We start from the raw sequence: 13,407 nt of genomic DNA, 5'->3' as shown, positions 1-13,407 counted from the left end.
ACGCGATTATTCAAGCAGCCGCGGCGGGAGATCGAATCTACTGCCGCGGCTGAAATTGCACATGATTTATGCTCCGCGGCTCCGCTGCGCAGCTCGCCTGCAGTTTCCGTATGGCTCCTCCCTTGCGTTGATTGCCGCGATGCACAAATGTTCCGGACCACTCATCGCCTGGAAGCATTCTCATGAGCCGTTCGACCAAATTGTTTGAGACCTACAAGCTCGGCCCGATCACGCTTGCGAACCGTTTCGTGATGGCGCCGCTGACGCGCAACCGGGCCGTTCCCGGCACCTTCGTACCCGGCGCCCTCGCCGCCGACTATTACGCCCAGCGCGCTTCCGCAGGCCTTCTGATCACCGAAGCGAGCCAGGTCTCGCAGCAGGGCCAGGGCTACCAGGACACCCCCGGCATCTACTCCAAGGAGCAGGTTGCCGGCTGGCGCAAGGTCACCGATCAGGTGCACCAGCGCGGCGGCAAGATCTTCATCCAGCTCTGGCATGTCGGCCGCATTTCGCACGTCGACCTTCAGGCCAATGGCGCAGCCCCGGTGGCGCCGAGCGCGATCCGCGCCAAGGGCAAGACCTTCGTCAACGGCGGCTTCGCCGACGTCTCCGAGCCCCGTGCGCTCGAGCTCTCCGAAATTCCGGGGATCATCGACGATTTCAAGCGCGCCACGAAGAACGCGCTCGAGGCCGGTTTCGACGGAGTCGAGATCCACGGCGCCAACGGCTATCTGCTCGAGCAGTTCGCCAAGGACGGCACCAACAAGCGGACCGACGCCTATGGCGGCTCGATCGAGAACCGCGCGCGGCTGATGCTGGAAGTCTCCAAGGCCGTCGTCGCCGAGGCCGGCGCCGAGCGCACCGGCATGCGCATCTCCCCGGTGACACCGGCCAACGATATCTCGGAGTCGAACCCGCAAGCCCTCTACGACCATATCGTCGACGGTCTCGCCGCACTGAAGCTCGTCTATCTCCACGTCGTCGAGGGCGCCACCGGCGGTCCGCGCGACATCGCGGCGTTCGACTATGCGGGCCTGCGCAAGCGCTTCCCCGGCGCCTATATCGCCAACAACGGCTATGATTTTGATCTCGCCACCAAGGTGCTGGACGCGAACGCGGCCGATCTCATCGCCTTCGGCAAGCCGTTCATCTCCAACCCCGATCTCGTCGAGCGGCTGAAGACGGGCGCGACGCTGAACGATTGGGACAAGAACACGTTCTACGGCGGTGGCGCGAAGGGATACACGGACTACCCGGCGCTGGCGGCTGAACCGGCGGAGTAAGGCGTCGTCGTCGCTCCATCCTTCCGTCATTGCGAGGAGCGAAGCGACGAAGCAATCCAGACTACGTCCGTGGAAAGACTCTGGATTGCTTCGCTTCGCTCGCAATGACGGTGGAAGCAAAATCCACGACAATAAAAAGAAAAAAAGGCCGGGATTGCTCCCGGCCTTTCGTCGTTATGTTGATGTGCCTTACTGCAGCGAAGCGCGCTTCGGGGGCTGTGCCGGCCACGACTTGATCAGGGTGTCGTAGTCGACCGTCTCGCCCTTCGGCTTCTCGTTGGCGAGCTTGCGCTGGGGAGCAATCGTGCCGTCCTTCTGGGCCTTGGCGAACCAGTACTCGGCCGTCTCCTTCTTGTGCAGCTTCGGACCGCAGGCACCCTGCACGCCGGACTTCTCCAGGCGTTCCATGACGGAGTCCTGCGCGGCGGCAAGCGAGTCCATCGCGGCTTGCGGCGTCTTCGCACCGGACGACGCATCGCCGATGTTCTGCCACCACAGCTGCGCCAGCTTCGGATAGTCGGGCACGTTGTTGCCGGTCGGGGTCCACTGCACGCGCGCGGGCGAGCGGTAGAACTCGATCAGGCCGCCGAGCTTCGGCGCACGCTCCGTGAACGACTTGTCCCAGATGTCGGATTCACGGATGAACGTGAGACCGACATGGCTCTTCTTCAGCGACACCGTCTTGGAGACGATGAACTGGAGATAGAGCCAGGCTGCCTTGCGGCGATCCGCCGGGGTCGACTTCAGCAGCGTCACGGAGCCGGCGTCCTGGTAGCCGAGCTTCATGCCTTCCCTCCAGTACGAACCGTGCGGCGACGGAGCCATACGCCATTTCGGCGTACCGTCCGCGTTCATCACGGCGATGCCCGGCTTCACCATGTCGGCGGTGAAGGCGGTGTACCAGAACATCTGCTGGGCGATGTTGCCCTGCGCCGGCACCGGACCCGACTCCGAGAAGGTCATGCCCTGAGCCTGCGGCGGAGCATACTTCTTCATCCACTCGAGGTATTTGGTGATCGAGTAGACCGCGGCCGGACCGTTGGTGTCGCCACCACGCTCGACCGAGGAGCCGACCGGACGGCAGCCTTCCATGCGGATGCCCCATTCGTCGACCGGCAGACCGTTCGGGATGCCCTTGTCGCCGTTACCGGCCATCGACAGCCAGGCGTCGGTGAAACGCCAGCCGAGCGACGGGTCCTTCTTGCCATAGTCCATATGGCCGTAGACCTTGACGCCGTTGATCTCCTTGATGTCGTTGGTGAAGAACTCGGCGATGTCTTCATAGGCCGACCAGTTCACGGGCACGCCGAGCTCGTAGCCATACTTGGCCTTGAACTTGGCCTTGTAGTCGGCGTTGGTGAACCAGTCGTAGCGGAACCAATAGAGGTTCGCGAACTGCTGGTCGGGCAGCTGATAGAGCTTGCCGTCCGGCGCCGTGCCGAACGACTTGCCGATGAAGTCGTTGACGTCGAGCATGGGGTCGGTGACGTCCTTGCCCTCGCCGGTCATGTAGTCCGACAGCGCGATGGTCTGGCCATAGCGGAAGTGGGTGCCGATCAGGTCGGAATCGTTGATCCAGCCGTCGTACACGTTCTTGCCGGACTGCATCTGGGTCTGCAGCTTCTCGACGACGTCACCTTCCTGGATGATGTCGTGCTTGAGCTTGATGCCGGTGAGCTCGGAGAACGCCTTGGCCAGCGTCTGCGACTCGTATTCGTGGGTCGTGATGGTTTCGGAGACCACGTTGATCTCCATGCCCTTGAAGGGCTCGGCGGCCTTGGCGAACCACTCCAGCTCCTTCTTCTGCTCGTCCTTCGACAGCGTCGAGGGCTGGAATTCCGCGATCCACTTCTGGATCGCGGCGTCGTCGGCGGCGCGCACCGGCGCCGAGACGGCCAGCGACACCGCGACGATGGCGGCGACGCTGGACATCGTCAGAAAGCTATTCTTGGTCAATGGACGTTCCCTTCTCCTAAACTGCCGCATGTTATTCCTCCGTTGCAGCGACAAACTTTTTACAGGCCCGGGTTGGTCCCGGATCTGGCCGTTCCTTCGCGGGCTAGACCGTGCGGAAAATGAGTACGGCCGTGGCCAGCGAAATTCCTGATGCGATCCAAAGGCGCGAAATTTCAAGTCCGTCCTCGCCGATCGGCAGCGTGGCGAGAGCGTCGGTGCCGGCGAAGGCGATCCACAGCAAGTGGATGACCGCCGCCGTGATCAGGGAGATGAACAGGCGGTCGCCGCGCGTGGTCGGGATGCGCAGCACGCCGACGCGCTCGGCTTCCGGATAAGCCACCCCGAGCCAGGTCATCACGGCCAGCGTGCAGGCCAGCGCGACAAAGAAGATCGCCGTCGGCGGCGTCCAGGCCATCCATGCAATCGACTCCATTGACGCCTCCCTAAACCCGACCGAGCGCGAAGCCGCTCGCGATGTAATTGCGGACGAACCAGATCACGAGTGCGCCCGGGATGATCGTCAGCACGCCGGCTGCCGCCAGCAGGCCCCAGTCCATGCCCGCGGCCGACACCGTGCGCGTCATGATCGCCGCGATCGGCTTGGCCGAGACCGAGGTCAGCGTGCGCGCGAGCAGCAGCTCGACCCAGGAGAACATGAAGCAGAAGAAGGCGGCGACGCCGATGCCGCTCGCAATCAACGGCACCAGGATCTTGAGGAAGAAGCGCGGGAAGGAATAGCCGTCGAGGAAGGCGGTCTCGTCGATCTCGCGCGGCACGCCGGAGACAAAGCCTTCCAGGATCCACACCGCCAGTGGGACATTGAAGATGCAGTGCGCGAGCGCGACCGCCCAGGGCGTATCGAACAGCCCGATCGCCGAATAGAGGTTGAAGAACGGCAGGGCATAGACCGCGGCGGGCGCCATGCGGTTCGACAGCAGCCAGAAGAACAGATGCTTGTCGCCGAGGAAGCGGTAGCGCGAGAACGCGTAGGCTGCCGGCAGCGCCACCGAGATCGAGATGATGGTGTTGAGGACGACATATTCCAGCGAGTTGATATAGCCGGAATACCAACTCTCGTCGGTGAAGATGCGCTTGTAGTGCTGGAGCGTCGGGGCGTGCGGCCACAGCGTCATCGTCGAGACGATCTCGGCGTTGGTCTTGAAGCTCATGTTGACGAGCCAGTAGATCGGCAACAGCAGGAAGATCAAGAACAGCGCCATGATGAGGCGACGGCCGGGGATCGAGTGCATCACACGGCTCCTTCATGCGATTTCCGGTCGGCGCCGGCATTGGTCATGACGGTGTAGAAGATCCAGCAGACGATCAGGATGATGAGGTTGTAGACCAGCGACAGCGCGGCGGCCTTGCCGAGGTCGAACTGGCCGAGCGCGATCTTGACCAGCTCGATCGACACGAAAGTCGTCGAATTGCCGGGGCCGCCGCCCGTCACCACGAACGGCTCGGTGTAGATCATGAAACTGTCCATGAAGCGCAGCAGCACCGCGATCAGCAGCACGCGGTTCATCTTCGGCAGCTGGATCGCCTTGAACACGGCCCAGCGCGAGGCGCCGTCGATCTGCGCCGCCTGGTAATAGGCTTCGGGAATCGACTTCAGACCGGCGTAGCACAGCAGCGCGACCAGGCTGGTCCAGTGCCAGACGTCCATCACGATGACGGTGACCCAGGCGTCGATGTCATTGGACACGTAATTGTAGTCGATGCCGATGGCATTGAGGACATAGCCGAGCAGGCCGATGTCGGGACGGCCGAAGATCTGCCAGATCGTGCCGACCACGTTCCACGGGATCAGCAGCGGCAGCGCGAGGATGACGAGGCAGGCTGCAACCGTCCAGCCCTGGCGCGGCATCGACAACGCGACGATGATGCCGAGCGGCACCTCGATCGCGAGGATCACCAGGGAAAAGAACAAATTGCGGCCAAGCGAAGCGAGGAAGCGGCCGCCGAGGTCGGTCGAAGGATCGAGCAACTCCTTGAACCAGCCGACACCGTTCCAGAAGAACTGGTTGTTGCCGAAGGTGTCCTGCATCGAATAGTTCACCACCGTCATCAACGGCAGCACTGCCGAGAAGGCGACGACCAGGAACACCGGCAGCACCAGGAACCAGGCTTTTTGGTTGACGGTCTTGTCCATCAGGCGGCTCCCTCCACCAGAAGGCTGTCGGCATAGACGTGGACGTGTGACGGGTCGAATTTCAAGCCGGCCGTGCCATCCGGGCTGGTGAAGCCGGCCGGTGCGCGGGCCGCGAGCTTTGCATCACCGAGCCGCGCACGCGCGAAGCGAATGCGGCCGAGGTCGTCGACGCGTTCGATCTTCGCACTGAGCAGGCCGGGCGCAGGCGCGACGGCCTCGACGAATTCCGGACGGACGCCGATCTCGATCTTCGCGCCACCAGGCAGCTTGTCGTAGCTGCGGTTGAGCGCGATCACATGACCGCCGATCTTGGCCTCACGGCCCCTCACCTCGGCCGGCAGGATGTTCATGCCGGGCGAGCCGATGAAGTAGCCGACGAAGGTATGCGCCGGCTTGTCGAACAGCTCGGCCGGCGTGCCGCTCTGCACCACCCGGCCGTCATGCATGACCACCACGGTGTCGGCAAAGGTCAGCGCTTCGGTCTGGTCGTGGGTGACGTAGATCATCGTCAAGTCGAGCTCGCGATGCAGCGCCTTCAGCTTGGAGCGGAGCTGCCATTTCAGCTCGGGGTCGATCACGGTGAGCGGCTCGTCGAACAGCACGGCGGCGACGTCGGAGCGAACGAGGCCGCGGCCGAGCGAGATCTTCTGCTTGGCATCGGCCGTGAGCCGCGTCGCCTTGCGGTTCAGATAGGGCTCGAGGTCGAGCAGGCGGCCGATCTCGGCGACGCGCTTGTCGATCTCGGCCTTCGGCACGCCGCGGTTCTTCAGAGGGAACGCCAAATTCTGCCCCACCGTCATGGTGTCGTAGATCACCGGAAACTGGAATACCTGGGCGATGTTGCGCTTCTGGGTTGACAGCGGTGTGATGTCCTCGCCGTCGAACAGGATTTTGCCCCGCGACGGCGTGATGATGCCGGAGATGACGTTGAGCAGCGTGGTCTTGCCGCAGCCGGACGGCCCGAGCAGCGCGTAGGCGCCGCCCTGCCGCCAGGTCATGGTGACGGGCTTCAGTGCAAAACTGTCCTGCGGCGCATCATTGCCGCCGTAGGAGTGCGCGAGATCGACGAGGTCAATGCGGGCCATGTCGCACCTCCCTCAGGCTTTTTTCTTTGACGCGTTTTCTTCACGCGAACCGCTCGGCACTTCGCTTGAAAACGCTATGGGACTAGGAGCGGCAACCAAACGGTCTGCCGCATCGAAAACGAAGACGTCGTTGGGATCGAGCACGGCATCGAGGGTCTGGCCGGGCTCGAACTCGTGTACGCCATGCAGCACCGCCACCCAGTTTGATCCGTCGCGGGTCAGATGCACGAAACTCTCCGAACCGGTGATCTCGGTCACCGTTACCGTGGCATGGAAGGCGTGTCGGTCGGTCTCGCCATTGGCAAGCACGAGCTGATGGGCGCGAAATCCGACGCGATAGGCGCCGTCCGCGAGCGAGGAATAGAGACCGGACGCCGGCGCCGCAACGCCGCCCGCATATTGCACGGAACCGTTCTTCTTCTCGATGCCGACGAGGTTGAGCGGCGGATCGGAGAACACCTGCGCGACGCGCAAGGTCTGCGGGCGGCGGTAGACCTTCGGCGTCTCGCCGATCTGGAGCGCCTCTCCCTGCCACATGCACACCGTGTTGCCGCCAAGCAGCAGCGCCTCGGTCGGCTCGGTGGTGGCATAGACGAAGATCGCGCCGGATGCCTCGAAGATGCGCGGCAGCTCGGTGCGCAGCTCCTCGCGCAGCTTGTAGTCGAGATTGGCGAGCGGCTCGTCGAGCAGCACGAGGTCGGCGCCCTTCACTAGCGCGCGCGCCATCGCAGTTCGCTGCTGCTGGCCGCCGGAAAGCTGGAGCGGCGTGCGCTTCAGGAACGGCTCAAGCCTGAGCAGCCGGGCGGCTTCCGCGACACGGGCTTCGATCTCGGCGCGCGGCTTGCCCTGCACGCGCAACGGCGAAGCGATGTTCTCGTAGACCGACAGCGAAGGGTAGTTGATGAACTGCTGATAGACCATGGCGACCGAGCGCTGGCGCACGTCGACACCGGTGACGTCCTTGCCATTGACCAGCAGCTTGCCCGATGTCGGCTTGTCCAGGCCTGCGAGCAGCCGCATGATCGAGGTCTTGCCCGACAGCGTCGGCCCGAGCAGCACGTTGAGCGTGCCGCTCTCGAGCGTCAGCGAGACGTCGCGGATATGTGGGATCCCGTCGACAGTCCGGGTCACGTGGTCGAGTGTCACTGTCATGGGCGTCCTCCGGCTTCCAGCAGGGGACTTTGCTGCACGGCGTGGGTCCTGATCCAGTCGTCAAGCGCCGCGATCTCGTCGGCACTTAGTCGCAGGCCGAGCTTGGAACGGCGCCAGACGACGTCGTCGGCGGTAACGGCCCATTCGTTGGCCATGAGATAGCGGACTTCGCGCTCGGTCAGCGTCGCACCGAAGGCCTGGCCGAGATCGGCCGCCGATTTCGCATCCCCAAGCAGCTTGACCGCCCTCGTGCCATAGGCGCGCGCGAGGCGCCGCGCATGCTCGTGGCTGAGGAAGGGATAGCCGCGCTGAAGCTCGGCGATCAGGCCATCGACATCGGACACGCCCATGTCGCCGCCGGGCAGCGGCCATTTGCCGGTCCAGCCTTCGCGCGCTTTCGCACTGCGAAGATAGGGCGCGAGCCGTTCCAGCGCCTCCTCGGCGAGGCGGCGGTAGGTCGTGATCTTGCCGCCATAGATCGACAGCAGCGGCACGCCGCCGGGCGTGTCGAGCTCGAACACATAGTCGCGCGTCGCGGCCTTGGCTTCGCTGGCGCCGTCGTCGTAGAGCGGACGCACGCCGGAATAGGTCCAGACCACGTCGTCGGGCGTGACAGGCTTGGCCAGATATTCGCTCGCCGCCGTGCAGAGATACTGGATCTCCTCGGCCGTCGCCTTCACCTTGGCGGGATCGCCGTCATAGTCGCGGTCGGTGGTGCCGATCAGCGTAAAATCGTCCTGATAGGGAATGACGAAGATGATGCGGCCGTCGGCATTCTGGAACATGTAGGCGCGGTCGTGGTCGTAGAGCTTCTTGACCACGATGTGCGAGCCTTGCACCAGGCGCACCTTGGCTTTGGCGTTGACGCCGGCGCCGCGGCCGAGCACATCCTCGACCCAGGGACCGCCGGCATTGACCAGCGCACGAGCCTGGATCGACGAACGCGCGCCGGTCAGCGTGTCGATCATGCTGACGGTCCAGATGCCGTCTGACTGTTTGATATCCGTCGCGCGCGTGCGGGTGCGAATCTCGGCGCCCTTGTCGGCGGCATCGCGCGCGTTGAGCACGACGAGACGGGCGTCGTCGACGAAGCAGTCGGAATATTCGAACGCGCGGCCGTAGCGGTTCGGGATCAGCGGGCGGCCGACCTCGTCGCGCCCAAGGTCGACCGAGCGCGTCGCCGGCAACAGATGACGGCCGCCGATGTGGTCATAGAGGAAGAGGCCGAGGCGCAGCAGCCAGGCCGGCCGCAGGCCCGCATGGTGCGGCAAAACGAAACGCAGGGGGCGAATGATGTGGGGCGCGATGCCCCAGAGAATCTCGCGCTCGATCAGCGCCTCGCGGACCAGCCGAAACTCGTAATATTCGAGATAGCGCAGGCCGCCATGCACCAGCTTGGTCGACCAGGACGACGTCCCGCTCGCCAGATCGTTCATTTCGCACAGGAAAACCGTGTTGCCACGGCCCACCGCGTCGCGCGCGATGCCGCAGCCGTTAACACCGCCTCCGATAATGGCGAGGTCGAAAATACGCTCCAACAGACGCATCCCCCGGCGACCGCCCGTTCAATCGAGCGGTTACTTTCGCTTTTGATTAGATCACACCAGAAAACGAAAGCAAGATGAAAGAGGGGAGGAAGGAAGTGAAAGCGGAACTTTTAAGTGGGCAGCGCGAACGAAAAAACAGCACCGCCTCGGGCAGAGCCGCGGACGAGCGACGCTCCAAAGGCTTGAATGTAGTTACGTGCCTACATATGATCCATCAGGGAATACGGCCGATCAGGAGGCGCAAACAATGGTGACCAGTCTCACCAGCCGAGAGTTCAATCACGATACCAGCGGCGCAAAAAAAGCAGCTTCGCGGGGACCGGTCTTTATTACTGACCGCGGTCGGCCCGCCCATGTCCTGCTGACGATCGAAGACTATTTGCGTCTGACTGGCGGGCACATGAGCCTTGCTGAAGCATTGGGGCAGGCAGAGACGGACTTCGATTTCGATCCGCCCCGCGTTGCCGGCCGAATTTTCAAGCCCGCTGATCTCGACTGATGTTTCTGCTGGACACCAATGTAATTTCCGAACTGAGGCGGCCAGATAAAGCTCATCGCAATGTCGCAGCATGGGCCAATGCAAGTCCGGCGGCGGACTTCTTCATTTCCGCCATCTCGATATTAGAAATCGAACTCGGAGCACGCCTGATCGAGCGCAAAGACGCCGCGCGAGGTGCAGTCCTGCGAGCTTGGATCGACAATCACATTCTGGCTCGCTTTGAAAATCGAATCCTGGCCGTTGATACCGCCGTCGCGCTGCGCTGCGCGCAACTTCACGTTCCCAACCCACGGGCCGAACGCGACGCTCTCATTGCAGCAACCGCCCTTGTTCACGGCTTGACGATCGTTACGCGCAATGTGGGCGACTTCGAACCGACCGGCGTGCCGCTGATAAACCCGTGGGAACAGGCAGCCAGCTAAGAACCCGCCGTTATCGCAGGCGCACGACGGGTGCCGCTTCCTGCGGCGGGTCCGCTGCCGCATCATCCATGTCCGCCGCCTTCGGCATCGCCGCCATCACCTCGATGCCCTTGCCGTGGCAGATGGTGGCGAGGCGCTCGGGCAATTCCTGGTCGGTGACGAAGGTCTGGATCTGGCTGATATGTGCGATGCGCACCGGCGCGCTGCGGCGGAGCTTGGTCGAGTCCGCGACCAGCATGACGCTGCGGGCGTTGGCGATGATGGCCTGCGCCACCTGCACCTCGCGATAGTCGAAGTCGAGCAGCGCGCCCTCCTCGTCGATCGCGGACGCCCCGATGATGGCGTAGTCGACCTTGAACTGGCCGATCAGCTGCGTCGCGGTCGAGCCGACCACCGCACCGTCGGCGCGTCGTACCGTGCCGCCGGCGACCACCACCTCGATGCGGGGATGGCGGTAGAGCAGCATGGCGACGTTCAGATTGTTGGTGATGACGAGGAGATCCTCGTGCGAGGTCAGCGCGCTCGCGACCTCCTCGGTCGTGGTGCCGATGTTGATGAAGAGCGAGCAGCCGTTCGGGATCAGGGAGGCGGCCGCAGCTCCAATCGCCTTCTTCTCGTCGGCGGCGACGAAGCGCCGCGCCTCATAGGCGAGGTTTTCGACGCCGGAGGCGATGATGGCGCCGCCATGGATGCGGGTCAGCGAGCGGCGCTCGCAGAGATCGTTGAGATCCTTGCGGATGGTCTGCGCCGAAACCTCGAACCTGCGCGCCAGCTCCTCGACCATGACGCGGCCCGAGGCCCGCGCAATGTTGAGGATTTCGGCTTGGCGATGGGTCAATCCGGTCACGACGATGGCCTCAAGTCAGGAAGCTGCATGGTGCGGCGGTTCGCGCGTTCGGTCAATGCGCGCGCCGATCACGGTTAACGGACGAAGGTCCTCACCACGCCATGGCAGCGGCGAGGCGCGTTAGCAGGTCCGGATCGTCGAAGGCGCTGGCGGAAGCGACAGCCCCGGCGGCGACGAGATCAGCATGGCTGAGGCTGGTCCGGATGCCGATGGTCGGAATGCCGGCCGCTACGGCCGACTGCACGCCGGTGCGGGAGTCCTCGAACGCGATCGAGGCCATCGCGCTGGCGCCGGCAAAGCGCAACCCTTCCTGATAAGGCAGCGGATGCGGCTTGCCGTGCGAAAGCTCGGCGCCGATCACCAGCGCCTTGAAGCGGTGCGTGATGCCGAGGCCGGACAGCAGCAGCTCCGCATTCAGCCGCGGGGCGTTGGTCACGGCAACCATGGGAATACCGGCCGCATCCGCCCTGTCGAGCAGCGCCATCAGGCCCGGCAGCGGCTCGATCTGCCCGGCGACCAGCGTACGGAAGACTTCCTCCTTCTCATCGAGGATCGAGGCACGCCGTTCCGGCGCCTCATCAGGCAGAAAGCGCTCGCCGATCGCTATATTCGCGAAGCCTTGCAGCTCCCTGGAGAAGCGCGCGTGATCGAAGATATGGCCGCGAGGGCCGAGCACCTGGTTGAAGGCTTTCAGGTGCAGCGGATCGGTGTTGGCGAGCGTACCGTCGATGTCGAACAGCAACGCCCTTCCCGCCTCCCTGCCGATAGCATCGATCATGTCCGTACTTTCCCGAATAGATGACGCATCAATACGAAAGCCGTATCAATACAGCGCCAATCGCGCAATGACGCACGCGCATGACCACTACGCGACACTCGACAAAGTCGCCCGCGGCTGCAACACTCCATGCAAGATCAAAAAGGAGGAAACGATGACGATCAACCGACGCGATCTGGCTCTCTCGACTCTTGCCGTCCCAGCTCTTGCCGTCTCCACGCTTGCAGTTTCAGCGCTCACGACACCGGTGCTGGCGGCATCGGCGGACGAGGAAGCCGTGGCGAAGAAGGTCGAGGCGTTCCGTCTCGCCCAGATCGCGGCCGATGCCAAGGCGCTCGGCGCACTCTGCGCCGACGAGGTGAGCTACAGCCATTCCAGCGGCAAGGTCGAGGACAAGGCGACCTTCGTCGCCAACGCCACCGACGGCAAATCCAAATTCCTGTCGATCGAATACAAGGACCCGACCATCAAGGTCGTCGGCCCCGCTGCGATCGTGCGTTTCCACTGGGTGGCGGAACAGGAGATGGCGGCCGATGGGAAAAAAGTGCCGACCAACCTTCACATCCTGATGAACTGGCAGAAGCAGGGCGACGACTGGAAGCTGCTCTCGCGGGCGGCGACGAAGTTGTGATTCGAGTTCTTACCCTCTCCCCTCGCGGGAGAGGGTAACTGCTCGAAGCGAAGTTAGGTGAGGGGTTTCTCTCCGCAGATTGACCTCTCGCGTTGGAATTCGCGGAGGCGACCCCTCATCCGGCGCTTCGCGCCACCTTCTCCCGCAAGGGGAGAAGGGAAGGCAGAGCTGGCGGCAAAAGATTCCCACCTCTCGCGCTACGCGCGGCGCGGAATGACCAGCGGGACTACTACGCCGCTTCCTTCACATCACCGTTAACCAGCTTGCGCGCTGCGCGCTCGGCTTCCCGGGCGTTGCGGAAGAGCTGGCCTTCGAGACGGTTGAAGCGGTTGGATGAGGCGAAAAAGCAGTAGCCTCCCTGGGAACGAACGACGATACCTGCGGTCTGCGAATCGACTTCGATGATGTAGCTGTCCGGCATGGTCCGTGGATTCCTCAGTGCGGGCAAATAACGGCAGTTCTGCCCAAAGGTTCCTGGGCATTTTGACGCCGTTTCCACCCCGGATCGACACGCGATTGAGTACGCCGGGACCTCATCCGTTTTATGACTGGTTCTTGGCAAAGCCGCGGCGCCGTGACTCAGTCGCGCCGCGTTTGGCGGCGACGCACCTGAGATGAGGCGCAACGCCGCGCGCGATTACGTCGCGATCGCGGTGCCGGTCGGGCGAACCGGCTGCGGGCGGCCGTGCTCGTCGATCGAGACGTAGGTGAAGTTGCCGTCGGTGACGAGGAACGGCTGCTGCTCGCCGCGGCGCAGCGCCCATGCTTCCAGATGCACGGTGACAGACGTGCGCCCGACGCGAACGAGATTGGCGTGAACCGAAACGAGATCGCCGACATAGACGGCCTTGCGGAAGTTCATCGCCTCGATGGCGACAGTCACAGTGCGCGACTTCGCGACCTTTGACGCAAACACGCCGCCCCCGACGTCCATCTGGCTGAGCAGCCAGCCGCCGAAGATGTCGCCGTTTGCGTTGGTGTCGGCAGGCATCGCCAGCGTGCGAATGCAGAGATCGCCGCCCGGCCCGGCATTGGCTTGTTCGTCCATACCACTC

15 protein-coding genes are annotated in these 13,407 nt (G+C 63.5%); 4 read left to right on the top strand and 11 right to left on the bottom strand.

Annotation, left to right across the window (positions count from 1 at the left end):
* Positions 1 to 182 precede the first annotated feature (182 nt).
* Positions 183 to 1,283, top strand: a complete 1,101-nt coding sequence (locus AC0L3U_RS19480; RefSeq protein WP_473362840.1) for an alkene reductase — start codon at positions 183 to 185, stop codon at positions 1,281 to 1,283.
* A 189-nt stretch (positions 1,284 to 1,472) separates the two neighbouring features.
* Here the strand turns inward: AC0L3U_RS19480 and AC0L3U_RS19475 are convergent, their stop codons facing one another.
* The 7 genes from AC0L3U_RS19475 to glpD form a co-directional block, all read right to left on the bottom strand.
* Positions 1,473 to 3,215, bottom strand: a complete 1,743-nt coding sequence (locus AC0L3U_RS19475; protein ID WP_473362932.1) for an ABC transporter substrate-binding protein — start codon at positions 3,213 to 3,215, stop codon at positions 1,473 to 1,475.
* Positions 3,216 to 3,342: 127 nt separating this feature from the next.
* Positions 3,343 to 3,672 (bottom strand): DUF2160 domain-containing protein, encoded by a 330-nt coding sequence (locus tag AC0L3U_RS19470; RefSeq protein ID WP_211398805.1) that lies wholly within the window; start codon positions 3,670 to 3,672, stop codon positions 3,343 to 3,345.
* 10 nt (positions 3,673 to 3,682) lie between these two features.
* Positions 3,683 to 4,489 (bottom strand): carbohydrate ABC transporter permease, encoded by an 807-nt coding sequence (locus AC0L3U_RS19465; protein WP_473362839.1) that lies wholly within the window; start codon positions 4,487 to 4,489, stop codon positions 3,683 to 3,685.
* Positions 4,489 to 5,391, bottom strand: a complete 903-nt coding sequence (locus AC0L3U_RS19460) for a carbohydrate ABC transporter permease (protein WP_473362838.1) — start codon at positions 5,389 to 5,391, stop codon at positions 4,489 to 4,491. The genes AC0L3U_RS19465 and AC0L3U_RS19460 overlap by 1 nt, the downstream gene beginning before the upstream one ends.
* The gene (locus AC0L3U_RS19455) at positions 5,391 to 6,476 is read right to left on the bottom strand and encodes an ABC transporter ATP-binding protein (RefSeq protein ID WP_473362837.1); all 1,086 of its coding nucleotides are present in this window, start codon (positions 6,474 to 6,476) and stop codon (positions 5,391 to 5,393) included. The genes AC0L3U_RS19460 and AC0L3U_RS19455 overlap by 1 nt, the downstream gene beginning before the upstream one ends.
* 12 nt (positions 6,477 to 6,488) lie before the next feature.
* The gene (locus tag AC0L3U_RS19450; RefSeq protein ID WP_473362836.1) at positions 6,489 to 7,628 is read right to left on the bottom strand and encodes an ABC transporter ATP-binding protein; all 1,140 of its coding nucleotides are present in this window, start codon (positions 7,626 to 7,628) and stop codon (positions 6,489 to 6,491) included.
* Entirely contained in the window at positions 7,625 to 9,175 is a 1,551-nt protein-coding gene (gene glpD, locus AC0L3U_RS19445) for a glycerol-3-phosphate dehydrogenase (protein ID WP_473362835.1), read from the bottom strand. Before glpD ends, AC0L3U_RS19450 begins: the two co-directional genes overlap by 4 nt.
* 247 nt (positions 9,176 to 9,422) lie before the next feature.
* Between glpD and AC0L3U_RS19440 the strand changes: the two genes are divergently transcribed.
* Positions 9,423 to 9,674, top strand: coding sequence for a type II toxin-antitoxin system prevent-host-death family antitoxin (locus AC0L3U_RS19440; RefSeq protein WP_456765640.1), 252 nt, complete (start codon positions 9,423 to 9,425; stop codon positions 9,672 to 9,674).
* Complete coding sequence (locus tag AC0L3U_RS19435; protein ID WP_473295067.1) at positions 9,674 to 10,096, top strand: PIN domain-containing protein; 423 nt, start codon at positions 9,674 to 9,676, stop codon at positions 10,094 to 10,096. The genes AC0L3U_RS19440 and AC0L3U_RS19435 overlap by 1 nt, the downstream gene beginning before the upstream one ends.
* Before the next feature lie 10 nt (positions 10,097 to 10,106).
* On the opposite strand, the gene AC0L3U_RS19430 is transcribed toward AC0L3U_RS19435, so the two are convergent.
* Both AC0L3U_RS19430 and AC0L3U_RS19425 read right to left on the bottom strand, forming a co-directional pair.
* Positions 10,107 to 10,943, bottom strand: a complete 837-nt coding sequence (locus AC0L3U_RS19430) for a DeoR/GlpR family DNA-binding transcription regulator (protein WP_473362834.1) — start codon at positions 10,941 to 10,943, stop codon at positions 10,107 to 10,109.
* 91 nt (positions 10,944 to 11,034) lie between these two features.
* Entirely contained in the window at positions 11,035 to 11,721 is a 687-nt protein-coding gene (locus AC0L3U_RS19425; protein WP_473362833.1) for an HAD family hydrolase, read from the bottom strand.
* Positions 11,722 to 11,875: 154 nt separating this feature from the next.
* On the opposite strand from AC0L3U_RS19425, the gene AC0L3U_RS19420 reads away from it, so the two are divergent.
* Entirely contained in the window at positions 11,876 to 12,352 is a 477-nt protein-coding gene (locus tag AC0L3U_RS19420) for a nuclear transport factor 2 family protein (protein WP_473362832.1), read from the top strand.
* A 229-nt stretch (positions 12,353 to 12,581) separates the two neighbouring features.
* On the opposite strand, the gene AC0L3U_RS19415 is transcribed toward AC0L3U_RS19420, so the two are convergent.
* Positions 12,582 to 12,773 carry a hypothetical protein gene (locus tag AC0L3U_RS19415; protein ID WP_007595173.1) on the bottom strand — a complete coding sequence of 64 codons (192 nt, stop codon included), beginning with the start codon at positions 12,771 to 12,773 and terminating at the stop codon, positions 12,582 to 12,584.
* Positions 12,774 to 12,989: 216 nt separating this feature from the next.
* Complete coding sequence (locus AC0L3U_RS19410) at positions 12,990 to 13,400, bottom strand: acyl-CoA thioesterase (RefSeq protein ID WP_473362831.1); 411 nt, start codon at positions 13,398 to 13,400, stop codon at positions 12,990 to 12,992.
* Positions 13,401 to 13,407: the final 7 nt, after the last annotated feature.

It is taken from the genome of Bradyrhizobium sp. Kon69 (assembly GCF_055807515.1).
Note: the sequence above shows the minus strand (reverse complement) of the source record. Positions and strands in the feature narration are given on the sequence as shown.

Coding starts and splice junctions, on each gene's coding strand:
- AC0L3U_RS19480 (WP_473362840.1), top strand. CDS start 183: ATGAGCCGTTCGACCAAATTGTTTGAGACCTACAAGCTCGGCCCGATC.
- AC0L3U_RS19475 (WP_473362932.1), bottom strand. CDS start 3,215: ATGTCCAGCGTCGCCGCCATCGTCGCGGTGTCGCTGGCCGTCTCGGCG.
- AC0L3U_RS19470 (WP_211398805.1), bottom strand. CDS start 3,672: ATGGAGTCGATTGCATGGATGGCCTGGACGCCGCCGACGGCGATCTTC.
- AC0L3U_RS19465 (WP_473362839.1), bottom strand. CDS start 4,489: ATGCACTCGATCCCCGGCCGTCGCCTCATCATGGCGCTGTTCTTGATC.
- AC0L3U_RS19460 (WP_473362838.1), bottom strand. CDS start 5,391: ATGGACAAGACCGTCAACCAAAAAGCCTGGTTCCTGGTGCTGCCGGTG.
- AC0L3U_RS19455 (WP_473362837.1), bottom strand. CDS start 6,476: ATGGCCCGCATTGACCTCGTCGATCTCGCGCACTCCTACGGCGGCAAT.
- AC0L3U_RS19450 (WP_473362836.1), bottom strand. CDS start 7,628: ATGACAGTGACACTCGACCACGTGACCCGGACTGTCGACGGGATCCCA.
- glpD (WP_473362835.1), bottom strand. CDS start 9,175: ATGCGTCTGTTGGAGCGTATTTTCGACCTCGCCATTATCGGAGGCGGT.
- AC0L3U_RS19440 (WP_456765640.1), top strand. CDS start 9,423: ATGGTGACCAGTCTCACCAGCCGAGAGTTCAATCACGATACCAGCGGC.
- AC0L3U_RS19435 (WP_473295067.1), top strand. CDS start 9,674: ATGTTTCTGCTGGACACCAATGTAATTTCCGAACTGAGGCGGCCAGAT.
- AC0L3U_RS19425 (WP_473362833.1), bottom strand. CDS start 11,721: ATGATCGATGCTATCGGCAGGGAGGCGGGAAGGGCGTTGCTGTTCGAC.
- AC0L3U_RS19420 (WP_473362832.1), top strand. CDS start 11,876: ATGACGATCAACCGACGCGATCTGGCTCTCTCGACTCTTGCCGTCCCA.
- AC0L3U_RS19415 (WP_007595173.1), bottom strand. CDS start 12,773: ATGCCGGACAGCTACATCATCGAAGTCGATTCGCAGACCGCAGGTATC.
- AC0L3U_RS19410 (WP_473362831.1), bottom strand. CDS start 13,400: ATGGACGAACAAGCCAATGCCGGGCCGGGCGGCGATCTCTGCATTCGC.